The 25,995-nt window shown below is 54.9% G+C and carries 23 protein-coding genes and 1 tRNA gene; 8 read left to right on the top strand and 16 right to left on the bottom strand.

Annotation, left to right across the window (positions count from 1 at the left end; all coding sequences use genetic code 11):
• On the bottom strand, positions 1-1,098 hold a 1,098-nt coding region (locus VGM48_RS22750; RefSeq protein WP_331582839.1), incomplete at its 3' end, for a site-specific integrase.
• 199 nt (positions 1,099-1,297) lie between these two features.
• Positions 1,298-1,382: transfer RNA gene (locus VGM48_RS22745), tRNA-Ser, on the bottom strand.
• A gap of 249 nt (positions 1,383-1,631) precedes the next feature.
• Here VGM48_RS22745 and VGM48_RS22740 point away from each other — a divergent pair.
• The gene (locus VGM48_RS22740; protein ID WP_331582837.1) at positions 1,632-3,575 is read left to right on the top strand and encodes an ABC transporter ATP-binding protein; all 1,944 of its coding nucleotides are present in this window, start codon (positions 1,632-1,634) and stop codon (positions 3,573-3,575) included.
• 149 nt (positions 3,576-3,724) lie between these two features.
• On the top strand, positions 3,725-4,189 hold the full coding sequence (locus VGM48_RS22735) for a DUF3276 family protein (RefSeq protein WP_331582835.1): 465 nt from the start codon (positions 3,725-3,727) through the stop codon (positions 4,187-4,189).
• 62 nt (positions 4,190-4,251) lie between these two features.
• Here the strand turns inward: VGM48_RS22735 and VGM48_RS22730 are convergent, their stop codons facing one another.
• The gene (locus VGM48_RS22730; RefSeq protein ID WP_331582834.1) at positions 4,252-5,175 is read right to left on the bottom strand and encodes a glycosyltransferase family 2 protein; all 924 of its coding nucleotides are present in this window, start codon (positions 5,173-5,175) and stop codon (positions 4,252-4,254) included.
• Positions 5,172-7,721, bottom strand: coding sequence for a YfhO family protein (locus VGM48_RS22725; protein ID WP_331582832.1), 2,550 nt, complete (start codon positions 7,719-7,721; stop codon positions 5,172-5,174). Before VGM48_RS22725 ends, VGM48_RS22730 begins: the two co-directional genes overlap by 4 nt.
• Before the next feature lie 80 nt (positions 7,722-7,801).
• Here VGM48_RS22725 and VGM48_RS22720 point away from each other — a divergent pair, with 80 nt between their 5' ends.
• On the top strand, positions 7,802-8,098 hold the full coding sequence (locus VGM48_RS22720; protein WP_331582830.1) for a hypothetical protein: 297 nt from the start codon (positions 7,802-7,804) through the stop codon (positions 8,096-8,098).
• Positions 8,095-8,892 carry a queuosine precursor transporter gene (locus tag VGM48_RS22715; RefSeq protein WP_331582827.1) on the top strand — a complete coding sequence of 266 codons (798 nt, stop codon included), beginning with the start codon at positions 8,095-8,097 and terminating at the stop codon, positions 8,890-8,892. Before VGM48_RS22720 ends, VGM48_RS22715 begins: the two co-directional genes overlap by 4 nt.
• Here VGM48_RS22715 and VGM48_RS22710 read toward each other — a convergent pair.
• From VGM48_RS22710 to VGM48_RS22700, 3 genes are all read right to left on the bottom strand, one after another.
• Positions 8,862-9,374 (bottom strand): GNAT family N-acetyltransferase, encoded by a 513-nt coding sequence (locus VGM48_RS22710; RefSeq protein ID WP_331582825.1) that lies wholly within the window; start codon positions 9,372-9,374, stop codon positions 8,862-8,864. The two genes, VGM48_RS22715 and VGM48_RS22710, sit on opposite strands and share 31 nt — an antisense overlap.
• Positions 9,364-10,092, bottom strand: coding sequence for a PrsW family intramembrane metalloprotease (locus VGM48_RS22705; RefSeq protein WP_331582823.1), 729 nt, complete (start codon positions 10,090-10,092; stop codon positions 9,364-9,366). Before VGM48_RS22705 ends, VGM48_RS22710 begins: the two co-directional genes overlap by 11 nt.
• 107 nt (positions 10,093-10,199) lie before the next feature.
• Positions 10,200-11,738 (bottom strand): hypothetical protein, encoded by a 1,539-nt coding sequence (locus tag VGM48_RS22700; RefSeq protein ID WP_331582821.1) that lies wholly within the window; start codon positions 11,736-11,738, stop codon positions 10,200-10,202.
• 60 nt (positions 11,739-11,798) lie between these two features.
• Between VGM48_RS22700 and VGM48_RS22695 the strand changes: the two genes are divergently transcribed.
• Positions 11,799-14,666 carry a hypothetical protein gene (locus tag VGM48_RS22695; RefSeq protein ID WP_331582818.1) on the top strand — a complete coding sequence of 956 codons (2,868 nt, stop codon included), beginning with the start codon at positions 11,799-11,801 and terminating at the stop codon, positions 14,664-14,666.
• A 23-nt stretch (positions 14,667-14,689) separates the two neighbouring features.
• Here VGM48_RS22695 and VGM48_RS22690 read toward each other — a convergent pair whose 3' ends face one another.
• Positions 14,690-17,353 carry a valine--tRNA ligase gene (locus VGM48_RS22690; protein ID WP_331582816.1) on the bottom strand — a complete coding sequence of 888 codons (2,664 nt, stop codon included), beginning with the start codon at positions 17,351-17,353 and terminating at the stop codon, positions 14,690-14,692.
• Between the two features lie 513 nt (positions 17,354-17,866).
• On the bottom strand, positions 17,867-17,995 hold the full coding sequence (locus VGM48_RS22685; RefSeq protein WP_331582814.1) for a hypothetical protein: 129 nt from the start codon (positions 17,993-17,995) through the stop codon (positions 17,867-17,869).
• A 181-nt stretch (positions 17,996-18,176) separates the two neighbouring features.
• Here VGM48_RS22685 and VGM48_RS22680 point away from each other — a divergent pair, with 181 nt between their 5' ends.
• Positions 18,177-19,547, top strand: coding sequence for an exonuclease domain-containing protein (locus VGM48_RS22680; RefSeq protein ID WP_331582812.1), 1,371 nt, complete (start codon positions 18,177-18,179; stop codon positions 19,545-19,547).
• Positions 19,548-19,603: 56 nt separating this feature from the next.
• Here VGM48_RS22680 and VGM48_RS22675 read toward each other — a convergent pair whose 3' ends face one another.
• The 4 genes from VGM48_RS22675 to VGM48_RS22660 form a co-directional block, all read right to left on the bottom strand.
• On the bottom strand, positions 19,604-20,212 hold the full coding sequence (locus VGM48_RS22675) for a hypothetical protein (RefSeq protein ID WP_331582810.1): 609 nt from the start codon (positions 20,210-20,212) through the stop codon (positions 19,604-19,606).
• A gap of 100 nt (positions 20,213-20,312) precedes the next feature.
• Complete coding sequence (locus VGM48_RS22670) at positions 20,313-20,942, bottom strand: hypothetical protein (RefSeq protein WP_331582807.1); 630 nt, start codon at positions 20,940-20,942, stop codon at positions 20,313-20,315.
• A 79-nt stretch (positions 20,943-21,021) separates the two neighbouring features.
• Positions 21,022-21,669, bottom strand: coding sequence for a leucyl/phenylalanyl-tRNA--protein transferase (gene aat, locus VGM48_RS22665; protein WP_331582805.1), 648 nt, complete (start codon positions 21,667-21,669; stop codon positions 21,022-21,024).
• A gap of 8 nt (positions 21,670-21,677) precedes the next feature.
• A complete protein-coding gene (locus VGM48_RS22660; protein ID WP_331582803.1) occupies positions 21,678-21,989 on the bottom strand; it encodes an ATP-dependent Clp protease adaptor ClpS in 312 nt (103 codons plus the stop codon).
• Between the two features lie 106 nt (positions 21,990-22,095).
• Here VGM48_RS22660 and VGM48_RS22655 point away from each other — a divergent pair, with 106 nt between their 5' ends.
• The gene (locus VGM48_RS22655) at positions 22,096-22,707 is read left to right on the top strand and encodes an RNA methyltransferase (protein ID WP_331582800.1); all 612 of its coding nucleotides are present in this window, start codon (positions 22,096-22,098) and stop codon (positions 22,705-22,707) included.
• 6 nt (positions 22,708-22,713) lie between these two features.
• Positions 22,714-23,214 (top strand): TlpA family protein disulfide reductase, encoded by a 501-nt coding sequence (locus VGM48_RS22650; RefSeq protein WP_331582798.1) that lies wholly within the window; start codon positions 22,714-22,716, stop codon positions 23,212-23,214.
• Here VGM48_RS22650 and VGM48_RS22645 read toward each other — a convergent pair.
• The 3 genes from VGM48_RS22645 to mltG are packed head-to-tail and all read right to left on the bottom strand — an operon-like array spanning position 23,198 to position 25,840.
• Positions 23,198-23,815: a thioredoxin family protein gene (locus VGM48_RS22645; protein ID WP_331582796.1), complete on the bottom strand. Its 618-nt coding sequence runs from the start codon at positions 23,813-23,815 to the stop codon at positions 23,198-23,200. The genes VGM48_RS22650 and VGM48_RS22645 overlap by 17 nt on opposite strands.
• Before the next feature lie 25 nt (positions 23,816-23,840).
• Positions 23,841-24,791, bottom strand: a complete 951-nt coding sequence (locus VGM48_RS22640) for a YihY/virulence factor BrkB family protein (RefSeq protein ID WP_331582793.1) — start codon at positions 24,789-24,791, stop codon at positions 23,841-23,843.
• A gap of 5 nt (positions 24,792-24,796) precedes the next feature.
• Entirely contained in the window at positions 24,797-25,840 is a 1,044-nt protein-coding gene (mltG, locus tag VGM48_RS22635) for an endolytic transglycosylase MltG (protein ID WP_331582790.1), read from the bottom strand.
• Positions 25,841-25,995: the final 155 nt, after the last annotated feature.

Below are 25,995 nucleotides of genomic sequence, written 5' to 3'. Positions count from 1 at the left end.
CTTTTCCACTCCGCAGATGGCCGCTATTTCCTTTAGGTATTCATTATATTTCGCGTTACTGATAACCGGAAGTAAACGGTCTTCGGCAACACATCGGGGGTTGTTGCGATATTTGTCGAGGATCCTCCGGGTGAGAGGAAGAAGAGGAACTCGGGATGGAACTTTTGATTTTTGACGTTTCTTGTCTATCCACAAATTGCCGTCATGGCCTATGGTGACTTCCGATTTTTTTAGTTGTTTTACGTCAATATAGGCGAGCGAGGTCAGACAACTAAAGATGAAAATGTCCCGGATGATGGAAAGCCTTTCGTTCTTGATTTCTTTTTCGGCGATAAGTTCTAGTTCCACCTCGGTAAGAAAAACAGGTTCGACTTCATCGAGTGTTAGATTTAGTTTGGCGAAGGGATCGGCCTGGAGCCAGCCATTATCTATGCAGGAAAGAATGATCTTCTTGAAAAAGCCGATATAGGCGGACGCGGTATTGTGGCTGCATTTTCTAACGGTTCTTAGCCAGGTGTAGAAACTTTGGCCAAATTCATGATCGACGGAATAAATGCTTATGTCGGTGAGTTTGTATTTGAGTGTAACAAATTCTTTCAGATAATTTAGAACCCGTTCATGTTTTTCCCAAAGGTCGTCGCTGCATTCCAGCCCGATCAGTGCTTTGACGGTGTCGTTGTGACCTTGGTAGACTTTGAATAGCATCCGGTTTCGTTCAGCGGCGCCGGATACAATGTCACGGATCGCTACGGCGGAGATGGCTTTTCCGGTTTCGATAAGGATTCGTCTCGCTTCGTAGACTTTGGCGCGGATGATGTCAAGAAAGGCGTTCAAGGCCTTTGCGTCGGCTGCTGTTCCTGTTGTTCGCCCTGGGTTTGGTTGCCATTTATTTTTATCCCACGTTCTTTTTAACGACAATTCCTTTGGAATACCGTCAACGGTTATCCGAAGAAACACGAGCCTGGGGCCCGGGCGCATTGGGCTGGGCTTGCGTAGGAAGAATAGAATTCCAAGACTTTTTTCCATCACCGAATCACTCATTTTGATGCGCTGTTTTGCGCGGTTGGTAAAGGTAGAACTGCGCAGCTTGCGAGACAAGATGTTTAGCTTTGGTACAGGTTGATTACCATTGCTTTACGAGATTCCAGTGAGTGATTTTTTTGTTGAATTTTGCCACTCACCGAATCACTCACTCCAAGTATGACCTTTTTTGAGTTTTTCTGGTGGTGGGCAAAAATGAAAAAGCCCGCTACTGCTGAATTTGCGGGCTTTTGATGCTTTTTGATTAAGGCGTTTGCGGAGAGAGAGGGATTCGAACCCCCGGAAGTTTTACCTTCAACGGTTTTCAAGACCGCCGCAATCGACCGCTCTGCCATCTCTCCGGGCGCAAAATTAGGGTCTACGGGTAAACCTCCAAATATTTTTGGGAAAGGCTGCCGGGGCGGGCCCTGGGCGGCGGCGCCGGAGCTGAAGTCATCGGCGGATATGGTCAGTAGCGGCAGCCCCGGATCGGGGACGGGCCGGGGGCGGCAGGGCCGGATCGAGGTGGCCGCCGGGGCAGGCCCCGGCCGACTACACCAACGGTGGCCTCGGTCCCGCACATTTTCGTAATTTTGCCCCAAAATCCTGGATTGAAGCATCTAAAGGCTGTAAATAAATATTTCTGGAAATATCGCTGGCGCTTGCTCCTGGGCCTCCTGTTCATCATCCTGTCGAACTATTTCCGCATCCTGACCCCGCAGGTGACGGGTTACGTGGTCAATTCCGTTGAGGTCCTGCTGCGAAATAATGGCGGCAACCCGGCGGCGGATACCGCGCAGGAGGCATCGAGCCCGCAAGGGGCTACGCCCGGGCGAGTGACCGCGCCGGGGCAACCCACCACCGCGAATGCCGCGAAAGCTGCGGCGACGGATGCCAAGGACACTGCCAACTACGATATACTGGTGCGCAAATTCATAAGGGTCATGGACGCGCATCATGCGTCGTTCCCGCGGAAGGTGGCCATCTGTGGCATCACGCTGCTGGTGCTGGCGCTGATCAGCGGCGGGTTCCTCTTCCTCATGCGGCAGACCATCATCGTCATGAGCCGGCATATCGAATTCGATCAGAAGAACGAGATCTATGCCCACTACCAGCAGCTGGACACCAACTTCTATAAGACCCACAGCACCGGCGACCTGATGAGCCGGATGGCCGAAGACGTCAGCCGCGTAAGGATGTATACAGGTCCGGCGACGATGTACCTCGCCAACCTGCTGGTGACCATCGGCTTCAGCCTCTTCTTCATGCTGCGCAAAGACGCGCTGCTCAGCCTCTACGTGCTGACGCCGCTGCCCATCCTGGCCATCACCATCTATTATGTCAACACCATCATCCACAAAAGGAGCGAACATATCCAGGCGCTGCTGAGCAACCTCACCACCAACGCCCAGGAATCCTACAGCGGGATCCGGGTGATCAAATCCTTCGTGCAGGAAAAAGCCATGCTCCAGTTCTTTAACCACAACAGCGAAGAATATCGCAAGAATGCCGTCAACCTCGCCAAGGTGGAAGCCATCTATTTTCCCGCCATGGGCCTGATGATCGGCCTGAGCACCCTGCTGGCCATCATGATCGGCGGCCTCTATGTGATCTATGGCAAACACAACACCGACATCGGCACCATCACGGAATTCGTGATCTATATCACCATGCTCACCTTCCCCGTCAGCGCCATCGGCTGGGTGGCCAGCATGGTCCAACGGGCGTCGGCGTCGCAAAAACGGCTGAACGAGTTTCTCGACACGACCCCCGTCATCCGCAACGCCCCCGACGCCACCGCCATGCCCCTACAGGGAAATATCCACTTCCAGGGGGTGGATTTTACCTATCCCAATACGGGTATTCACGCACTGGCCGATTTTAATCTCGAGATCCGCAAAGGAGAGAAAGTCGTCATCATCGGCCGGACGGGCAGCGGCAAAACCACCATCGCGCAACTCCTGCTCCGCATGTACGATCCGGACAAGGGCAGGATCCTGGTCGACGGCGCCGATTTGCGCCATCTGAACCTCCAGGACGTTCGCCGCCAGATCAGCTATGTTCCCCAGGACGTCTTCCTCTTCAGCGACACCGTATCCGGGAACATCCAGTTCGGGCTCGACCGTGCCGATGAGGAAAAGGTAAGGGTAGCTGCCCGTTATGCCAGCGTCGATAAGGAAATAGAAGGGTTTGCCGAGCGCTACGACACCGTCATCGGCGAACGGGGCGTCACCCTCAGCGGCGGTCAAAAACAACGGATATCCATCGCCCGCGGCCTGATAAAAGACCCCGAAGTCATTGTCTTTGACGATTGTCTGTCCGCTGTCGATGCTAAGACTGAAAAGGAAATACTTGGTAATTTATATCAATATCTGCAACACAAGACCGCCATTATAATTACCCATCGCATCTTTTCCCTTTTCGATTTCGATCGGATCGTCGTCCTGGAAGAGGGGCGCATCGTCGAGACGGGCACCCACCAGGAATTGCTGGCGCTTAACGGCTATTATACCTATCTCTATGAGCAGCAGCAGGCTGAAAATAACCCCGCATAGTGTTCGGTGTTGATACACATTTATTAGGGTGAAGGTTTCGACGCATAATTTGGCCTCAATTAGGTGCTATTATTATTTTGCCAAATTTTGCTAATTCGAAAACAATCCTATATTTGTAACTGCTTTATTAGAAATTAAAACAAAAAATTGTGGCGTACGAAAACAACGACAAAAGAATGGAAAGCGTCTACAGCAAAAGGATTCGCGCTGGCAAACGCAGAACGTATTTCTTCGATGTGAGGGCAACCCGTAGTAACGACTATTATCTGACGATCACCGAAAGCCGTAAGAAATTCAATGAGGATGGTTACGACAGGCACAAGATCTTCCTGTACAAGGAAGACTTCAACAAGTTCCTGAAGGCGTTGACGGAGGCCATCGATTATGTCAAAACCGACCTGATGCCGGATTTCGACTTCGACGCCTACAACCATGACAATGTCGAGAACGGTGAGAACAACTACAACGGTGAAACCACCTATCAGGAAACAGCAGTAGAAGACAGTGTCGAAGATGATGTACGTCCTGCGCCGGAAGTACGCCATACGGCCGCACCCGTTCCACATTCTTCTTCCCCGGCAGCTGCCACAGGAGAAGAGGTTGACAAATGGTAATGACCCCACCGGTAACCGGTAACGATACTAAAAAAGGCTCCTACTTTGTAGGGGCTTTTTTATTAATAGGTTAGTCTCGCCTTCACGCGGCGCAAGTAATTCCGGGCGGCGGCACCGACGGGCCGGCGACGCTCTATCCGGGGTATCCCGAATACTTCGCCCCAGCCTTTGAAGAATCCGCCGAGATGCCAGCCGCTTTTTTTCAGGTATTCCAGACTCCATAGAAATGCTGTCGTGTAAAAAAAACGTAAAGGGAGGTACTTCCATGCCACCTTACTCTTGTTGACCCACATCCCCCGCAGTTTATCCCGGGGTGTCAGCCTGCCCGCCGGTGATTCTTTATGCCGGATCACGACCCGGTCATCATAACGGATGGCAAATCCGGCCTGAACCGCGCGGTAACTGAGGTCATACTCCTCCATTCCGTAAAAGAAGTTCTCAGGGTATACGCCGACGGCGTCAAAGACGCTTCGACGAATGGCATGCGCGCAGCCGGAAAAGTAGGCGGTGTCGAATTGCGGCCAGTTCCGGCGTTGGGTAAAGCGTTTATGCGGAAAGGCGTTTTCCTGCATCTCGCCGGTGGCGTAATAGTATACTTTGAAGGCGGCAATGCCGACGATCCGGCCGGGATCTTCACTGTCCTTTTCTTCGAAGATGGGCACGATCGATCGCAGCACCTCCGGATCCCGGAACACCGCATCGTCATCCAGGAATACCAGGTAACGCGCCCGGCTAAGGCCGATGGCATAGTTGCGCCCGCGGGAAACGCCGAGGTTTTCGGGTGCCACCGAATAACGAAACGGAACAGCAGGGTGGGCGGCGATAAAGTCTTCCAGCGCCTGATAGGAGACCGTGCTGCGATTGTTGACGATGATCACTTCCTCGACCCATTCCTCCAGCCCATTCAACTGCTGGATATTCCGGGCGAGGTCCAGCGCGTCATCCGGCCGATTATAGGTGATGATCACCAGACTGAGCGGCTTCATAGGTTACCTCCTGTGGCTTTTTTACGACCCGCTCCGGCCTGCTTCCACAGACCGATGGCGGCGGCGATCACTAAAAGATAAATAAGGACACTGGACCAAACCGCCAATACCGACCCGACGGCATAGCTGTGGGGCTCGAAACGGAACTCGATCGTGTGATCCCCCGCCGGAATGGCCATGCCCCGCAGGACATAGTCTACCCGGCAATAATCGGCCTTTTTTCCATCGATAAAGGCATTCCAGCCCTTGTCGTAATAGATCTCGCTGAAGACGGCGAATTGATCAGTTTTGGCGGAGTAGCGATAGACCAGCTGATCGTTCCCATTCTTCTCCAGCCGGATACTTGCCGAACTGTCGGGAACGGGCTGGCTCTTTACCAGGCGGGCAAAACGTTGTTGGATGATCGCGGTATCCCGGACGCCCACACTGTCCAACGCCTTCATCTCCTCGTTGCCATCCTTCACATAATGAATCGCCTTCACCAGCCAGCAAGGACCGAAAGCCCCGGCGTTTACCTGCGCCGAGGTCTGTCCGCTGCGCGGATCGCGAACGATAAAATACTTTGTGTTCAACATATCGTACACCTGGCGGTTGCCTTTCGAGAGCTGGTTCTCGATGAGATCCTGGTACAGGCCCAACTTGGCCGGTGAATAGCCCCCCAGGGAATTATGAAAGATGGAGGCGCGTTCATCCATAAAAGGACTCTGCGATGATTCGTCAAAGACCCGGAAGTTCTTATCAGGGTCGTTGCTGATCTGCTGGTCGACCGCGGTGGGACTCAGGTTGGACTCGAAATCCGCCTCGTCCACATAGCTGTCGGTATTGAGATAACGGGCGCCGACGGCAACGAGGTCATAGGTGCTGAGGACGATCAGGCCGGCCAGCAGGACCATCGGTTTTATCCTGTTTCGGATGAACAGCCCCAGCAACGTCGTGGCCGCTGCGATCAACAGAACCGTTCGGAGGAGGTCACTGCCATAGATGGCCTGGCGATCGGCCTGCAGGGCCTTCAACAACGCATTACCCGTGGCCATCGCCTGCTGTTGCACATCGCCGCCAGCCGCCTGACGGCCCTGCGACAGCTGCTGCATCTTGCCCTGGACAAAACGTTCTTTCAGATCACCGTCATGTATCCCCTGATAGTCCGCCGTGAAATAAAATCCAACCAGCACCAGCAACAAGGCGCCGGTGGCGATGCCGGCGGTTTTGAATTTTTTCCAGAGCACTTCCCGGGATTCCCCGCGGGTCAGCAGCTCGTTCAGCCCGAGGGCGGCCAGCAGGGGAAAGGCCAGCTGAGGCATGACCAGCGCCGTGGACGGGGCCCGGAACTTGTTGTATAAGGGCAAGTAGTCGAAGAGGAAATAGTTAAAGGCGGCAAAGTTCTTTCCCCAGGCCAGGACGATCCCGGCGAGGGCGACACTCAACAGCCACCATTTCGGCCAGCCTTTGCAGTAGACCAGCCCGAAGAGAAAAAGGAAACAGATGACGGCGCCCAGATAGACGGGACCTGAGGTAAAGAGTTGGCCGCCCCAGTAGGCCGAACCGTTGGCATATTGCAGACCTTGTTCCTGCGGAACGGAGAACTCCTGCGTCAGCCGGCCGGCAAACTTCGAATCGTCGCCAATCTCCTTGCCGCTGCTACCGCCCCCATAGATGTCCGGCACAGCCAACGTCAGCGTCTCGCCGATGCCATAACTCCATTCGAAGGCATAGTCCTTGCTCAGGCCGTCGTGGCTCTCCATCTTGCTGACGCCGTTGGTCAGCTCGGTACGCCCGCCGCGCATCGTCTCCGAGGTGTATTCTTTTACGGGCAGAGTTCCGATCGTACTGCTGGCAAATGCGATACCCCCGGCCACCAGCGCCAGGCCGAGAGAGAGGAACAGCGCTTTTGCCTGTTTCCGGCGGATAGCCTCCACGGTATAGAACAGGGTCAGCAGCCCCATGCTCAGCAGGGTATAGTAGACGATCTGCAAATGCTGGCTGCTGAGCTGCAAGGCAAGGAACAGGGTCAGCAGGGCCGTCCCGGCCAGGTATTGTCGCCGGAAGAGCAGCAGCAGACCCGCGATCGCCCCCGGCGCATAGGCGATGGCCCACATCTTGGTGACATGGCCGGTGACGATGATCACCGGGTCGTAAGAACTGTACGCATAGGCCAGCGAGGCGAGGATGCCTATCCATGGATTTATCCGCAGGACGGCGCATAGAATATAAAAACAAATGCAGGCCAGAAAGAAAAAATTGATGGGTTGAGGGAGGCCCAGCGAGAGGATATTGCCCAGCGAGGTGAAGCTGAATTTCCACCGCCCTTCCATCGCGATGGTATAAGCCGGCATGCCACCGAAAGCGCTCTCCGTCCATAAAGGAAAATGACCGTGCTTTTCCTTGAATTCCATGGACTGTTGCGCCATTCCCTTCCAATGCAGCATGTCCGATTGAAAAACCACCTTTCCCTGCAATGCCGGCCGGCAATAGACGACGGCCACAAGGAGAAAAACGGCGACAGCGATCAGATGGGGAAGCGCTTTTTTCAGTACCGGAGAGTTCATGGCTTACTTTATCAGTGTTACCGGCAAAATAATGGTTTTTTAATGGTATTTTGCCCCGCAAATCCAACTATTAGCTAAACATGGGAGTGATACGAATTCTTTCCAGGGTCGCGTTCATCTGCAATATTTGTTTTCTCCTGGTGTCCTTTTCTCAATGGCTGCCGCAATTCCCGGATAATGCGTTGACGTCCGATGTGATCGTGCTGGGCTGGCTGGTTTCGATCGCGGTCAACATCTTCCTGAACCTGATCCTGATCGTGCTGTTCTTTGTCCGCCGACTGCGGAGGACCGGCATACCGGTTTGGCTGATCGTCGTCAACTTTCTGTTCTTTGCCGCCCAGGTAATTATTCTTATACTCAATCGTAACCTCAAATGATCCACGCACTATTAAAAGACCGGCCGACGAAATTGTTCCTCTTCTTTACGGCCTTCTTCGTCGCCAATGCGCTGATCGCCGAATGTATCGGGGGGAAGATCTTCTCGCTGGAAAAACTATTCGGCCTGCACCCGGCTTCTTTCACGCTCTTTGGTCAAAAGGGGCTGGCCTTCAATCTTACCTGTGGTGTGCTGCTATGGCCCCTGGAATTCGTGATGACCGATATCGTGAATGAATATTTCGGGCCGAAGGCCGTGAGACGCATCTCCTATATCGCGATCGCGCTTATCTCCTATGCGTTTCTGATGTTCTATGCCGCGATCCATATCCCGCCCGCCGATTTCTGGATCGGCACCAAAACAGGCAGCAATATTCCCAATATGCAGGATGCCTTCAACGGGATCTTCGGTCAGGGCATGTGGATCATTCTCGGCAGTCTGACGGCCTTTCTGGTCAGCCAGATCGTCGATGTCACCGTCTTCCACCGGATAAAAAAGATCACGGGTAACAAGCATGTCTGGCTGCGCGCAACGGGCTCCACGATCGTCTCGCAGCTGGTGGACAGCTTTGTCGTGCTGTTCATCGCCTTTCGCCTCGGCAACAACTGGAGTATGCAACAGGTACTCGCCATCTGCCTGGTGAACTATGCCTATAAAGCGACGATGGCCATCGTCCTTACCCCACTGATCTACCTGGTGGAAAAACGGATCGAGGTGTATCTCGGTCACGAAACGGCTAACCAAATGAAACTGGCCGCGATGGGTCAGGACGGGACCGCGACCTCCATCACATAATCGTTCATAAAATACCCATTGCCGATCGGCACATCCTCTTCTTTTGTCACGGCAAAGCCCATCCGCTCGTAAAACCGGCGCGCCTTGTTATACCGGTTAACATTGAGCCGCAGCGTTTTTGCGCCGAGGGGGCGGATCGACTGGAAAATGAACTGCAGCATCGACCGGCCCAGTCCTTTTCCCTGCTGGCCGGGCAGGACATACAACTTGTGAAGCTTAAAGACGCCCGGCTCGTCCATGGCGCCCCAGGAGGCAAAGCCTATGGGCTCTTCCTCCTCTTCCACCAGCAGGAACTGGTGCTTGTCGTCCAGCATCTGCTTGCGAAGCGAAGCGGGATTGTAGAAGAGATTGAGCATATAGTTCAGTTGCTCCGCCGGTAGGGTATCCCCATAGGTCTCCGGCCAGATCTGCTGGGCGAGAAAACCGATGGCGTTGATATCATCGAGGTCTCCGGGTCGTATTGAAAGTGAGTCATCCATCATGTTCAGAATGGTTTTGGTGATAGGGCGGGTGTTCGCGTGCCTGATGCATCCGCAGCGCTCTCATGGCCAGCCGCACCGCGATGTAGAAGGTGGCAAACGCCCCAAAGGAAAGCAATCCCGTGGAAAGTTTTTGTGTGATCTCCCTGTTTTGCTGCACAAAAAGAAAAAAGTCAAAGCTGCCGTGGAATAAAACGGCCACGAGCAGTCCCTTTAGCAATAACCCGAACGACCGGCTCCGTTCAAACTTCGCTCGCCCGACGGGAAAACCCATCAGGACGGCAAAGGCAGCATGTGCGGGGATCGCCAGGAAAAAACGTGAGACGCCCGTTTCCAGGCCGAATTTGTGGACATACTCGATATTCTCCACCGTGGCGAACCCCATCCCGATCATCACGCCGTAGATGACGCCGTCGAACGGCTCGCGAAAGACCTTTTTGGGGTAGGCATAGAGGCGCAGGACCAGGAATTTGCTTCCTTCTTCGCTGAGGGCGACAACCGCAAAGGCATACCAGAGATAGGAGGCGATCGAATGACGCCAGGGCTCCGTACGCACGTCTTCCGCCATCAGCTGTACCAGCAGCGCCGGAACGGTGGCCGCCATCCCCAGGATGAAGGAGATCACCAGGTAGCGCATCGACCCTTTCCCGAACTTGTTGAGGGAATAGATAAAAAGACAGACCGCGAGACCCGGCGCTACCGCCAATGCAAATAAAAACATCCCTTAAAAATAAAAGAAAAACGGGAGATGCGCTGCTGGAAAAATAGCGCATCTCCTGTTTAGCGCTAAAGTCTGGCCTTCGGCCGACGGCCCTCCGGGCCGTCCAGTCAATGTGGTGGTGCGGCCGGCGCGGTCTTGAAGAAATAAATCGCCCCGTCTTTAAAATGCAGCTCTTCGACCAGCTCTTTTTGATTGCGCATGAATTCGACATCGATCAGATCGTAGTTGATGGCATCATCGAACCAGATGACGGTGAAATGATCCTGCTTCATCATATACCGGATGTCTTCGGGGTTATCTTTATGAGGGAGGAGATCGGACTCCACGCCGGCTAGGAACCACAGCCCTTCGAAGGCGTCCGAATAGAGCGGGCCCGCCTTTTCCAGCGAGTCCCGGTGCGCGCGGACATAGGCCATCGTCTCCGACTGCTTCCAGCTGTTCTCGGTGTAGCCCGGGATGCCGGCATAGTGGATGCCTTCCCAGTTCTCGCGGAAATCGTGGAGCTCGCCGTAAATAAAACAGCCGGCGGCGGCGAGAGCGGCGGTCACGGCCCACTTCTTCCAGCGGGGCGGACAACGCCGCAGGAGCGCGGGGATCCAGTTGGTGCTGCCCCAGAGCCAGGGGATGAATAGCGGCGACAGCAGGCGGCTGTCCAGTTGCTGAAACCGGGAAACCGTCGCGGTCCAAAGGATAAAGCCCCCATAGACCACAAAATAGCTCATCGCGAGGGTGTCGATCGAAAAAAAATTGTTCCGCCGGACCAACCGGTACACAAAGATGCCCGTAATCAGAAGGATAAAAAGCACCGCGACGACCGAGGCGGTCTGGTAGCGTTGGTTAAAGAAGGGCAGCCAGTCACAGAGTACGCTGCCGAAGTCGTGGAGGTTGTCGGTAAACGGCGTTATCCCCGGCTCGCGGTAGCCGGTCAGGGTCTGTGTCAGCTGCAGGTTCCGGTATAGGTTCAGGGCTAACAGCGAAACGGACACCACGCCGTAGAGGGCCAGGTGACCGAGCTTTTTTGGTCCCCAGCGCAACGCGCTGTCGCAAAGCAGCAGCAGCCCGCCCAGCGCCACGAGGCTGACCCCTGCATAACGGGTGACACAGGCCACCCCGGCGATCAGCGCCATGACCAGCAGCCGGTGGACCGACCGCGTTTGAAAGTAGCCGTAAGCGGCGATGATAAAGAGAATCGACCAGAGCAGAAAGAGGGTCTCGCTCCAGATCATGGAATAGATCTCCAGCAGACAGGGGCTTAGCACGATGATCACCAGCAGGAGGAATTTGTAGGTCCGGGTGACCGCGGTAAACCGGTTCATGATCCAGCCGCAGAGTCCGATCAGCGTGGCAAAGAGCAGTCCATCCAGGACCGGCCCAAAGCTGAGCACCCTGGCGCCCGTGAGAAAGAGGGCGCCGCTGAGGAACATGGGATAGAAGGCCGGGAAGTCCATCACCGGCATATTGGTAAAATCGTTGATCACCCCATGATCATGGATGTTCCGGGCAGTGCTGATATAGACTATCGAATCCGGCGAGACCCCGATGCCCCCATATGCGCAGAGGGCCTGGACGAGGATAAATCCGGCGATGGCCACCGGCAAGGCATCATAGTCGCCGGATAACAATAAGGATCGACCGTTGAGCTTCATAGATTAATGCGAAAATACCTTAATTTGAGCCACCTGTAAACCAAAAAGTGAACCAATTACATGCATCGTTTCTGTTTGCCTTTGTTGTTTGGAGTTCTTTTCTTGTCAACAGGAAGCTCCGCCCAGATCTTTGGCGGTAACCCCCCTTCCCTGAAATGGCGTCAGCTCAACACCGACACGGCGCGGATCATTTTCCCCGTGGGACTCGACTCGCAGGCGCAGACCGTTGCGGCCATCGTCCACCGGCTTGCCCAAACGACCCGGCCGACCATCGGCCCCCGGCAGCGCAAGATCGACATTGTCCTGCAGAATCAGACGACTATCGCCAACGGGTATGTCCAGCTCGCCCCTTTTCGCAGTGAATTCCAGCTTACGCCCGAACAGAACAGCTTCGATCTGGGCAGCCTGCCCTGGGCCCGGACGCTGGCCATCCATGAATACCGCCACGTTCAGCAGTACAATAATTTCCGCGTCGGCCTTTCCGGCGTCTTCTACTACCTCTTCGGCGAAGGCGGTCAGGCCTTTGCCAACAGCCTGGCGGTGCCCAACTGGTTCTGGGAGGGCGATGCCGTCTACCAGGAGACCCTCGTCAGCGACCAGGGCAGGGGGCGGCTTCCCTGGTTCTTCGACAGCTACCGGTCGCTATGGGCCGGGAACAAACCCTACTCGTGGATGAAGCTGCGCAACGGCTCACTCCGTGACTATGTCCCCGACCACTATCCGCTTGGGTATATGCTGATCGCCTATGGCCGCGAACGCTACGGTGACGACTTCTGGCGAAAGGTGGGCCGGGATGCCGCGGCCTTCCACGGGATCTTTTATCCGTTGCAAAGGGGAATCAAACGGTATGCCGGGACTACATTTCCCCAGTTTCGCACGAGTGCCCTTGAGTATTTCCGGCGTTCGCAGCAGACGTCCGGGGGGAGTCCGGTGGCGTCCGCCGATTCCGTTGCCCGAACCAATAAGCATTTTGTCGCGAACGAGGAGTTCCCCCAGTTTACCCCGGGCGGCAACCTCCTCTATATGCGTAGCAGCTACAAACGCATCCCAGCTTTTGTCGTACAGGATTGGCATACCGGCGAGGCCACCCGGCTTGTCAATCGGGGGATCTCGCAGGACAACTATTTCTCGTATCGAAACGGCCGTGTCGTCTACTCCGCGTACGAAACGGACCCCCGCTGGGGCTGGCGGGACTATGGGGTCCTCCGCCTGATCGACGTCGACGCGAAGACGGACAGAAGGCTGACCCGGCGCAGCCGGTATTTTTCCCCCGATATCAGCGAGGACGGCCGGACCATCGTGGCCGTACAGGAAGCGGCCGACGGGGGCTGCGAGCTCCACCTGATGGACACGGAGGGAACGCTTATCCGTCGCCTGCCCAATCCCGACGGGCTGTTCTACACCTATCCGAAATTTATGGCCAACGGCGGCATCGTAACGGCCGTCCGTAACCGCAGCGGGCAGATGTCGCTGGCGCTTGTCGATACTGGCGGCAAGGCAAGGTATCTTCTTCCTTTTAGCTATCAGACGATCGGCTTCCCATCGGTCAGCGGCGACACTGTCTGGTTCACCGCCTCCCGCGAGGGACAGAACCGGGTCTACGGGCTTGCCGGGGGCCAGCTTTTCCGGGTGTGGCTGCCGCATGGCGACCCCGGCACCGGGCAATATCAGTTTACGGCGGGTCCCGATGGGCGGGCGACCTGGAATACCTTTACTGCTGTGGGCTTCCTGATGGATGGGGCAGGAAAGGCAGAACTCCGTTACGAACCTATGGCCCTGAGCGAATGGGTGCGGGACCTGCCTGTACAGGGGATAGACTCGCTGGAAAAGGGGCCTTCGCGACTGTTGGACCGGATCACGGCCGGCAACTATCCCGCGACAAAGTATCCCCTGGCTTCGCATCTGTTCAACTTCCACAGCTGGCGGCCTTATATCAACGACCCCGACTATCAGCTGTCGCTTATCAGCGACAATATCCTCAATACCTTCGAGACGCAGATCTATGCCGCCTATAACCGCGACGAACACTATAAGCAGGTGGGGGTGGAAGCGACCTATGGCGGTCTCTATCCCTTTCTCGACGCGGGCTGGGATTATACCTTTGACCGGAATGCGTTCTACCGCAGTCAAAAGGTATTCTGGAACGAGAGTGAGACCCGCGCCGGCTTCAGCATCCCGCTCAGTTGGGCCAGCCATCTGAACTATACCAGTCTGCAATTCGGGTCGGATATCATCTATAATCAACGCTATTATTCCGGCGTCTATAAGGATTCCTTCAACAGCCGCGGGTTTGCCTATATCGACCCGTATATCAGCTTTGTCCATCAATCCCAGCAGGCGCAGCAACAGATCGCTCCCCGGTTTGCGCAGGTGCTGAACCTTTCCTACAGTAGCGCCGTCAGCGCCTTTACGGCTCATCAATTTCTCGCGTCGGGGTTCCTTTACCTGCCCGGGGTCGCGTATACGCACAGCCTGCTGCTGGCGGCGGCCTTCCAGCAACGGGATACCCTGGGTAATGCCCGGTTTTCCAACAGCTTCCCATTTTCACGGGGATATACAGCCGAGAATTTCCACCGGATGTGGCGGGTGTCGGGCAACTATCAGTTGCCGCTTTTCTATCCCGACTGGGGCTTCGGGAATATGGTCTACTTCCTGCGGGTGCGGGCCAACCTCTACTACGACTATACGCGGGCCATGGATTTCTATACCAATGGGCAGGTCTTTAACGGGAACTTCCGCTCCTTTGGCTCCGAGGTTTATTTCGATACGAAATGGTGGAACCAGCTGGCGGTGAGTTTTGGCATTCGATATAGTCATCTGCTGGATCCCGACTTCGAGGGCCGCGGGCCGAATCAGTGGGAGCTGATCCTGCCGTTGAACCTGCTGTCGCAGGGATATAGCGGACATGCGGTGAAGCCGGTGGATTAGGCCCGGGTTCGAACGCAGCAAGACTATTGGGTGCTAAGACTTTCTTCCAGGGTTTTTATCTTGATCTCCGCATCTGCCTTTTTCTGACGTTCGAGGTCTACGACCTCGGGTTTGGCGTTCTGAACAAAGCGTTGGTTCTCGAGTTTTTTGTTGACGGAAGCCAGAAATCCTTTCAGGTAGGTCAACTCCTTCAGCAGATCTTCTTTCTGACTGCCCTTGTCGAGGGCTTGCTCGGTGACGATATAGTATTTATCCTTCCCGGAAACAACGGCCAGTGAGCCGGGGATGGCCTCCTGTGTGAAGTCGATGCTTTCAGCATTGACCTGGCGCGAAAGGATCGGGGCCAGTGACCGGAATATGGCTTCGGAGGCCGAATGGATATGCAGCTTGATGGGCTCCTTTGGTTTTATCTGCGCTTTGTTGCGGGCGTCACGCAACGCGGTGATCGCGTCTTTCAGCAGTGTGCCTTCGGCGAGAACGCTTTCGTTTGCGGGGGTTGTCGCGGCAAATTGCAGCACGCAGAGATCATCGCCTTCCGCCCGGCCGGCCAGCAGGTGGTAGAGCTCTTCGGTGATAAACGGCATGTAGGGATGAAGCAACTGCATCAGCTGCTCGAAGAAACGTACGGTGTGGCGGTAAACTTCCGCATCCATCGGCTGTTCGAAGCCTGGTTTTACCCATTCCAGATACCAGCTGCAGAAATCATCCCAGATGAGGGAATACAATGTCTTCAGCGCTTCGCTGAGCCGGAATTCGCGGAACAATTGTTCGATCGTCTCCCGGACGTCGTGGAGCCGGTTATCCAGCCATTGGATGGCGAAGGGCGTATTGCCGTTCCAGGTGGTGGGGGTCAGCCTGCCTTCCCAGCCTTTTACCAGCTTCAGGGCATTCCACAACTTGTTATTGAAGTTGCGGCCCTGTTCGAGCGCTGCTTCGTCGAACAGCAGGTCGTTGCCGGCGGGGGAGGCGATCATGATGCCGAAGCGAACGGCATCGGCGCCATACTTGTCGATGAGGGCCAGCAGATCGGGGGAATTGCCGAGGCTCTTGCTCATCTTGCGGCCCTGATTGTCGCGGACCATCCCGGTGAAGTAGACGTCGCGAAAGGGAACGCGCTGTTCCATGGGGAGGCTCTCGGGGAAATAGTAGAGTCCGGCCATGATCATCCGCGCTACCCAAAAGAAGATGATGTCCTGGCCGGTGACCAGAACGGAAGTAGGGTAGTAGTAGCGGATATCGGCGTTGCCGGGGTTGCTGACGCCCTTGAAGACCTCGATGGGCCAGAGCCAGGAAGAGAACCAGGTATCCAGCACGTCTGCGTCCTGGGTCAGGTCGGAGGCGGCAAAGGCCGGCTTGCCCGCGGCGACGAACAGCGCATAAGCCTGTTCCCGGGTTGCGGCTACCTGGAAGCTGCCGTCCGGCGCATACCACGCGGGGATCTGCTGGCCCCACCAAAGCTGGCGGGAGATACACCAGTCGCGGACGTTCTCCATCCAATATTTATACGTGGCCAGGAACTTGTCGCCGGGATGGATCCGGATATGGCCTTCGGTCACGGCCTTTAGCGCGGGCCCTGCCATCTCCTTCATGCGGACGAACCATTGAGTGGAGATGCGCGGTTCGACGACGGCATTGGTGCGCTGGGAATACCCCAGCCGCGTCATATGAACCTCTTCTTTGACGATCAGCCCTTCGGTCCTGAGCTGGTTGACCACCGCCTTACGCGCGGCAAACCGCTCCATGCCGACAAACACTTCGGCCGCGGCGCTGAGGGTTCCGTCCTCGTTGAGGGTGTCGACGATGGGCAGGGAGTGCTTCAGGCCCAGGTTATAGTCATTGATATCGTGGGCGGGCGTCACCTTGAGGGCGCCGGTGCCAAATGCCGGATCGACATATTCGTCGAAGATGATGGGAACGCGGCGGTTCACGAGCGGAACGATCGCAAACATGCCCCGGAGGCCGGCATAGCGGGGGTCATTCGGGTTGACACAGATAGCGGTATCCCCCATGATGGTCTCGGGCCGCTGGGTGGCGATGGTAACGCTCCGGCCGAGGGGCGAACCCGCGGCGTCGACAAGCGCATAGTTGACATAATACAGCTTACCCTCGCCGTCCTTGTAGTCGACTTCCTCGTCGCTGAGGGCGGTCCTGGCCTGGGGGTCCCAGTTGATCATCCGCGCACCGCGATAGATGAGGCCCTTTTTATAGAGATCGATAAACACCCCGATAACGGAGGAATAGTAGTCGGTATCCATGGTAAAGGATACCCGGTCCCAGTCCACGCTGCAACCCAGCCGGCGGATCTGTTCATAGATGATGCCGCCGTACTTGTCCTTCCATTCGTAGGCATATTTCATGAATTCCGGGCGGGTGAGCTGGTTCTTGTCGATCCCCCGTTCTTTGAGCATTCCCACGACCTTGGCCTCGGTAGCGATGGATGCGTGGTCGCTGCCGGGCACCCAGCAGGCGTTGAAGCCGCTCATCCGGGCCTTGCGGACGAGGATATCCTGGACGGTCTCGTTGAGGGTATGACCCATATGCAAGACGCCGGTGACGTTTGGTGGGGGGATAACGACGCTATAGGCGGGGCGGCCGTCGGGCCGGCTATGGAAATAACGTTTGCTCAGCCAGTGATCTGACCATTTTTCCTCTGTAGCGGCCGGTATATAGTTCTTACTCAGTTCCATGGAGCGCAAATGTACGAATCAGATAAAAGAATCCGCCCGTTGGGCGGGGGGTGAAAAAAAAATTCCCCAAAAATGGGGAATTGCTTTGAATATTTTATGCGTATATAGACCTGCCCTACTTATTGATCTGCAAGGCGCAATTTATTACTATAAACCTATGCAAACCAGTAAAGGTAAGACAGGAACATCACGAGGCCGATAAAACCGATGGCCAGTAAGAATGTTTTCGCTGTTTCTCCGATGTGGATCGATTGAAAGACCTTTTTCATAAAAGAAATTTTTTAGGGTGAAACCAAATGATTAAAATAAATGGGTTTCAAAGGGGATCGGAAATCGAACGATAATGGTTTCTCAGATGAAGTTGGCGAAGAGGTTGCCAGCCTAAAGGTCGAAGAATTAGCAGTTCCATACAAAAATAATATAATTTCTGAGATCTGAAAATTCTTTTTGCGGCATTTCTTGACCATGATTAAGTTCTTGTTCCTGAACCCTTTGGGGGTTAACGTTGTTGCATTAAGACATGGTAAAGAGGTACGCAAAAGACATAATGGCGGCGAAGTAAAGGAACGCAGTGATAAAGACCATAACGGTGCTTTCTCTTGCGGCGCTTTCTTTTGGCAGGATAGTGTCCAGTTGTTCCATACAGATTTGGATTTAGGTTAAAAATCGGCTTGCGTCAGGGAATATCCCGGGCGGCCATGATGGGTAGGGTACGGAACAAATAAGTTGAACGAATTTTCGGAGGGGGCGGATCGGGTCTAACCGAAGTTTCTATCTACCTTTACAAACCCACCTTTGCAATAGGGTCTGAAGGATAGATAGAATGTACGCGATAGTCGATATAGAAACTACCGGCGGTTATGCAGCTAATAACGCCATAACGGAAGTTGCTATTGTGTTGCATGATGGGAACCGGGAGGTGAAGCGGTATGAGACCCTTGTCCGGCCGGGGATTTCGATCCCCCGGTATGTCCAGGCCCTGACGGGTATCGACGACGAGATGGTGGCAACTGCCCCGGGTTTCGAAGCGATCGCGCCGACCGTCTATGAGTGGCTCAAAGACGCGGTCTTTGTGGCGCATAATGTCAATTTCGACTATTCTTTTCTTCATAGCCAGTTAAAAGATTGCGGATTTGAGTTGGACAGCAGGAAGCTGTGCACCGTTAGACTCAGTCGGAAGGTCTTTCCGGGTGCGCCGAGCTATAGTCTTGGGAATATCTGCCAGCACCTGGGCATCTCGATCCCGAACCGGCATCGGGCCGGCGGGGATGCCAACGCCACCGTCCTGCTTTTCGAGCGGATCCTGCAGGCGGGTGGGCTCGAGGTGATCCGGGGGATGCTGAAGGGCCGGAACAAGGAGCAGTACCTGCCGATCAACCTGCCTGCCGAACAGCTGGACCGGTTGCCCCAGACACCGGGGGTCTATTATTTCCACGATCAGAAGGGTAAGGTCATCTATGTCGGTAAGGCCAACAACCTGCGGCAGCGGGTGAGCAGCCATTTTTCCAATAACAAGACCGGCCGGCAAAAGCAGGAATTCCTGCGAAACATCTATTCCATCTCGCATGAGCCCACCGGTACGGAACTGATGGCTTTTCTTCTGGAATGTATCGAGATCAAGAGGCTGTGGCCCGCGTATAACCGAAGTCTGAAACGGTTTGAACCTTCTTACGGGCTTTACACCTACGAGGACCGCAACGGGTATTCCCGGCTTATCCTGGAGAAGCGAAAGAAACAATTGCAGCCGGTGTATACTTTTTCCATGCTGCTGGAAGGGCAGAACCTCCTGCGGAAGATGATCCGGGAATTTGATCTCTGTCCCCGGCTTTGCTTTATCCAGAGGGGCGAGGATCAATGCGAGGGCATCGGCCAGGGATATTGCAAGGGCGCCTGCGAAGGGCAGGAGTCTTCGGAGAGCTATAACCGGCGGGTGGAAGAAGCCATTGAAACGCTGCTGAAGCGGCTGCCGAGCTTTACCCTGGTGGACCGGGGCCGTCATGCGGAAGAGAAAAGCTGTATCCTTATCGAGCAGGGAAGGCTTTATGGCATGGGCTATCTCCCTGCCGACGCGGCGGTCTATGATGCTGCCGATCTCAAGAGCTATCTCACGCGTTATCCCGAGAACGATTATATGCGCGGGCTTATCTATGCGCATGCCGAGCGGTGGCCCGTAAAAAGAAAAGACCTGCCGTGAGGGTCATAAAAAAAGACCTGCGCTGAGGCAGGTCCTTTTATTTGTTGGAATTATTTCTATTTCTTCCCACCACCGATGCAGAAGCCGACCTTGATGCCAAGGTAGCTGTTCTTGGTGGTGATGGTTGCCAGTGTGTTGCCCTGGTCGTCGGTGATCGCTTCTTTGCTGCTGCCGATGAGGTTATACTCGACGCCAAGCCGGAAATGCTTGAGTTCGAAACCTGCACGGATCAGCCCGCCGAATTTTGTCGCCGACGCGATCCCGGATACATCCCCGCCCTGGTCATTCGTGTCGAATGATGCGCTGGCGAGGCTGTAGATCCCCGCACCGATGCCGGCGAAAGGACGGAAGGTGTTGTTATTAAAGTAGTAGTCGCCGGTGGCTACATAGCTGCTGCTGGCTGCTACCTTGCCGCTTGCCGATGAACCGTCGTCGGCAACGGCGCCGCGGGCTGTAATGGCCGCTTCGAGCCGAAGACCCACAGAGATCTGGTCCATCACTGCGTACTTGGGTTCCACAGCGAACAATACGCCGCCTTTTGAGCCGGTACCCGAGGGGATGGCTGCGCCGGTGGAGATGTCTACTTTAAAGGGATTGAAAGTTTGAGCGTTTACCAGAGTGGTCATACTGAACAGAGCGATACCTACGACAAAGAGTTTCTTCATCTTGCGTGTGTTTTTATGGGTTATTGAATTTAACAGCCACAAGTATAGAGGAGAAAGCTCATTCATCAAATAAGTGTAATTACGTAGATGGGCAAACGAATCAAAACTTCGCGTTGATGGTGTTATGTTTTCTGCCGCCGCCGAGGAAGAAGCCGATCTTGATCGCGCAATAACTGTTCTTCGCCGTCGCCGTTCCAAGAGTATTCCCATTACCGTCAGTAACGGTCTGTGTGGTCTTGCCGATGAAATTGTATTCGACGGCAAAACGGAAATGGCTTAGTTCGAAACCGGAGCGGATCATGCCGCCGAACTTCGTCGATGCGCCGAGGCCCACGTCGCCGTTCTGCATGCTGGCGTCGAATGAAGCGCTGGCGAGGCTATACACCCCCGTACCTACGCCGGTGAACGGCCGGAAGATTTTTTTACTGTAATAGAAATCGCCTGTCGCGAGATAGGAGCCGCTGGCCGCTATCTTGGCGCTTGCCGAAGATCCGTCGCTGGCGACCCAACCGCGGGCGGTGATGGCCGCTTCGAGGCGAAGGCCGACGGACAACTGATCGATGATGGAATACCGGGGTTCGAGTGAGAAGGCTACCCCGCCTTTGGCGCCGTCACCCTGGGGGATGGCCCAGGCCGTCATGACGTCTACCCGAAAAGGTTTGAAAGATTGCGCGTTAACTACGGTGGTAAAGCAAAAGAGTGCGAGAGCTGCGATTAGGAGCTTTTTCATGATATTGGTTTTTACAAGTATATTTGATTTTTATTATAAATCAAATATTGCATATATCATTTTTTTAACAGGTAGCCATTCAGGGGATGAACTCATCGAGAAAGCTGACGAAATCTGCTCTGGGGATCATTTGGGCGCCCAGGCTTTCGAGGTGGGGGGTATAGACCTGGCAGTCGACGAGCCTGACGCCTTCGCCCTGTAACTGCCGGACATAGTGGATAAAAGCGTATTTGCTTGCGTTGCTGACCTTGCTGAACATACTCTCGCCAAAGAAGACCTTTCCGAGGCGGATCCCATAGAGTCCGCCCACCAGTTCTCCGTCCTGCCAGGCTTCGGCGCTGTGCGCATAGCCGAGCTCGTGCATCCGGGTATAGGCGGAGCGCACCTCGTCGGTGATCCAGGTGCTTTCCTGGCCGGGGCGGGCGATGGTCTTGCAGTTGGTGATCACTTCCCGGAATGCCGTGTTGGTCCGGAAATCGAAGGCCTGGCGGCGGTCCAGCTGTTTCATGCTCTTGCTTTCCTTCAGTTCTTCGGGAAAGAGCACGAACCGCGGGTCGGGGCTCCACCAGAGGATATGCTGACCTTCATACCAGGGGAAGATCCCCAGCCGGTAGGCGAGCAGCAGGCGTTCGGTCGAAAGATCGCCGCCGACGGCAAGCATCCCATCCGGCTCTGCCAGGTGCACGGGTGGGAATAGAAGTTCGTTATTTAAGATGAAAAGGGACATGCCGGCCGTTAAGACTCCGAGAGGATCTCGATCGTGGCGCCGATGCCGCGTTCGGTGATGGCATCGCATTGTGGCTTCAGCTCTTCGTAGGACCCGCGCTTCACCGCATATTTTCCCTTGGAGTGAATGATCATCGCGCATTGCTCGGCCTGTTCCTGGGACTGCCCGCAGACCTCCATCAACGTCTCGATCACCCACTCGAAGGTGTTTACCTCATCGTTCCAGACGATGAGGCTGTATGGATTTTCGGTGCTGGTAAGCACATCCACATCGGCGTCTTCCACTTCGAACGTCCGCGGATTATTCAATGAATAGGGCATGGGTCGTTGTCTTTCAGCAAAATTACATATTTCGGGTGCTCGTACAAGCCTTTGGCCTAACTTTACGTGTTTGAAATCTGCCCGAAGCGGATACATAACCTTGATTATGACCCCCGAAAGAGAACAAAGAATCACCGGTGTACTGGTCAAAAGACAGGAGAATCTCATCATTGTGCTCGAGAACGTCTTTGACCCGCACAATATCTCGGCCGTCATGCGCACCTGCGATGCCGTTGGCGTACAGGATATTTTTGTGTTGAATACCCGCATCCCCCGGCACAAAAAATGGGGGGCGAAGAGCAGCAGCAGTGCGGCGCAATGGCTGACCGTGCATCAATACGACAATGCGGAGGAGTGTTTTTCCCAGCTGCGCAAACGGGTGGATCGGGTTTTTGCGACCCATCTCAGCAGCGATGCCGTATCCCTCTATGAGATGGAGCTTACCGGGCGGATCGCGCTGGTCTTCGGCAATGAGCATTCGGGGGTCAGCGAGGAGATCCGGACGTTTGCGGACGGCAATTTTATCATCCCGCAGGTCGGGATCATCCAATCGTTGAATATCTCGGTAGCCTGTGCGGTTACGCTTTATGAGGCCTACCGCCAAAAGCAGGCGGCCGGCCAGTACGACCAGCCGGGTTTGAGTCCGGGACGATATGATGAATTGCTTAAGGAGTGGAGTAGGGGACAGTTGAGTGCTACACAAGATCACTTAAAATAATTTTACATGCGAATCCTGCTATTTCTGGCGATGCTTTGCGGGCTCCCGGGCGGCTATGGGTCTTTGCCGCCTGCGCCGACTGTTCAAAAGATGAAGATCACCGATCTGGAGAACCTGATCGCCCATAGCGATCATCCCCTGGTCATTAATTTCTGGGCTACCTTCTGTGCGCCCTGCAATAAAGAGATCCCGTATTTTCAATCGACCGTCGCCCGTTATGGCGATCAGCGGGTGGAGCTTGTACTGGTAAGCCTCGATCTGCCGGACTACTTTCCCGAAAAGATCGCGTCCTTCGTCAAAAGCCATGACTACAATGCCCGGATCGTCTGGCTCAACGAGACCGATGCCGACTATTTCTGCCCGAAGGTGGATGCGCGCTGGTCTGGTGGGATCCCCTGTTCTTTATTCATGAACAACAAAACGCATTACCGCCGCTTTTTTGACCGGCAGCTCACCGAGGCCCAGGTCGAGCCGGAAATAAAGAAGATGCTTACGAACCCCGGTTGATGGAGCAACCGACCGAACGGGTTTCTTTTATGGTCACCGCTTTACCGGCCACCAGCTCATCGATCGCCGCCTGCAAATGATGCCGTTTCACCTGGTTCTGGTCCCCCGGCGAATCATCGATAGCGCCATGATAGACCAGGATGCCATTCTTGTCGAAGAGATAGCATTCCGGTGTCCGGCTGGCGCCGAAGGCATCGGCAAGCACGTTCTTATCATCCAGCGCATAATACCAGCCATAGCCCTGATCTTTTGCATAGGCCTGCATCTCTTCGAAGGAATTGCCGCCATTACGGTCACCCTCATTCGAATTCAGCAGTACGACGCCGATCTGCCGGCCGCCGGCATAGGCGCAGACCTCTTTTGTCCGCTGTTGGTTGCGGATCACGTAGGGGCAGGTATTGCAGCTGAACATGACGAGTAACCCGTTGGCTTTTTTTGTCTGGGCCAGGCTGATGTTCCTGCCGGAGACGTCTTTGACCACCACCTCGCCTTTGGGAAGCGGTGCGCCGATCGGCAGGCTGTCCGCTGCGAGGCGATCGGGATAGAAAGAGAGCAACAGCAACGCGGGGAGCAAGGCGCCCATGAAAAATAGCTTCTTCATAATCCCAGGTTTTTGTCGGGTAAAGTTACTCCTTTTCGCCGGCGTTTGCATGGCTGCCGCCGGTAACTTTCACATGGTGGATACTGACGTTCAATTCATAGCCGATCAGCAGGACCAGCGAGTTGAAGTACACCAGCAGCATGAGGATCATGACGGTACCGATGGACCCGTAGACCTTGTTATAGGAGCCGAACCGGTTGACCCAGTAAGAGAACCCCATGGTTGTCAGGATGGTGAGGAAGGTGGCCAGCAGGGTCCCGGGCGAGAAAAGGGACCATCGTTCCTGAACGGCCGGGCCGTATTTGTAGATACAGGCGATCGTAAAATAGAAGAGCGGGATGATGACGAACCAGCGGATGGTGCGGAACAGCCAGCGGACACTATGATTGGAATAGCTGATATGAAAGGCCTTCAGCAGGTTGCCCGTGGTGACCAGGATGATGACGCTTCCGATGATGATGAACAATACGAGGGCGGTGAGTTTTATGGCCATCCAGCGGGTCTGGATGGCGTTGCGCCGGGTATTATAGATGAGGGACTTGTTAAAAGAGCGCATGATCCCGATCATGGCATTGGACGAATAGAACAGGGCGAGTACGAAGCCGAAGGAGAGCAGTCCGGCGCGTGGTTTTTCGAGGAAGTCCTGGAGAAACCGGCTGACGAGCACGTAGGTATTCTGATTGGGGGTGATGTCCCGGGTAAGGAGGAGCATCTGGCGTTCGATCTGCTGGGAGACCGGCAGATAGGGGATCACGGTGCAGATAAAGATCGTCGCGGCGGGGATGGCTGTCAGGAAGCTGAAGGCGATGGACCGGGCCCTGTCGTTGAGACCCACTTTTTTGATCTGGCTGAAGAAGAAGGTGATGACGTCGAACAGGGGCTTACCCCGGAAACCGGGTAAGATGATCTTCTTGCTCCGGGCTTCGAGGAAGCGGAAAGGGAGGCTATCGTATATCTTTCGTTCCAGTTTGAGCATGGGCCTTACTTCTTGGTGCTGTCGGTATGATGCGCCTTGATGGCTTCCTGGCGGCGCAGTTCTTCCTGGTAGGCTTTTGCGAAGGCCTGGTGTTCCTTATAGGTAGCGGCGAAATTCGAATAGCCCGAAAAATCGGGCTTTGCTGAAAAGAACAGGTAGTCCGTGGCCGGCGATCCCAGCACGGCTTCGAGTGTGGCTTCCGAAGGGGTACAGATCGGACCCGGCGGCAGTCCTTCATGGCGGTAGGTATTGTAAGGCGACTCCACCGTCTTGTCGTTGTTATAAAGATGCTTGGCCTCGAAATCCCGTTCGGCAAATTTGAGGGTGGGGTCGGCATCGAGGCGCATGTTTTTGGCCAGCCGGTTGAGATAGACGCTGGCGATCCTGCCTTTGTCGGATTGTGCGTTTGTCTCTTCCTCGACGATGGATGCGAGGATCGTTGCGGTCACCGGCGTAAGGTTTCTTGCCCGGGCGGCCTGTACCCGCTGCGGGGTCCACCAGGCCTTATAGGCGGCGTACATCTTTTTGAACACCGCCGAAGGGGGCGCATTCCAGAAATAGGTATACGTATTGGGGACGACGATCGCCATCACCGTATTGGAGTCGACGCCAAAGGCCCGCAGTGAATCGTCGTTGTGAAGGTAACTGCCAAGTACGGCCGAATCGGCTTCCAGCTTTTTCCCGATGGCGCCGGCCAGTCCTTGCAGGGTGCGGAATTTGGTGATCACGATCTTCACCGGCACCTGCCGCCCGTTCTTCAGCATCCGGACGATGGTGCTCATGCTCATTCCTTTTTTGATCTCGTATTTCCCTGCCCGCAGATTCTGCGGATAGTCCATCCTGCCTGCCACCCAGTTGAAAAAGGCCGGGCTTCTCAGGACATTGTTCTGCTTGAGGGTATCGACCAGTTGTTCGTAGTTGATCCCCGTGCGGACATACAGAAAATAGCTATCGCCTTCAAAAGCGGTTGCAGGTCCGAAGAACCTGAACAAAACGAAAACGCCTGCCACGAGCAGGATCAGGACGATGCCAAAAATGAATTTCTTCATAGGTAAATCGATTGGCGGCTAATATATATAAAAGCGGCCATCTCTGGAAAAGAGTTGGCCGTTTAACCAAAAAAAATAAACGGCCATCTCTTTTTATCATGTCCGGTAAGCTATGCTTACCGGGGGGGTTGAGAAGGCCGCTTACAAAGATTTTT

Source organism: Puia sp. (genome assembly GCF_036500295.1).
In the GTDB taxonomy this organism is placed as follows: Bacteria; Bacteroidota; Bacteroidia; order Chitinophagales; family Chitinophagaceae; genus Puia.
The sequence above is the reverse complement of the archived record's forward strand: the minus strand, read 5'-3'. Positions and strand labels throughout refer to the sequence as shown.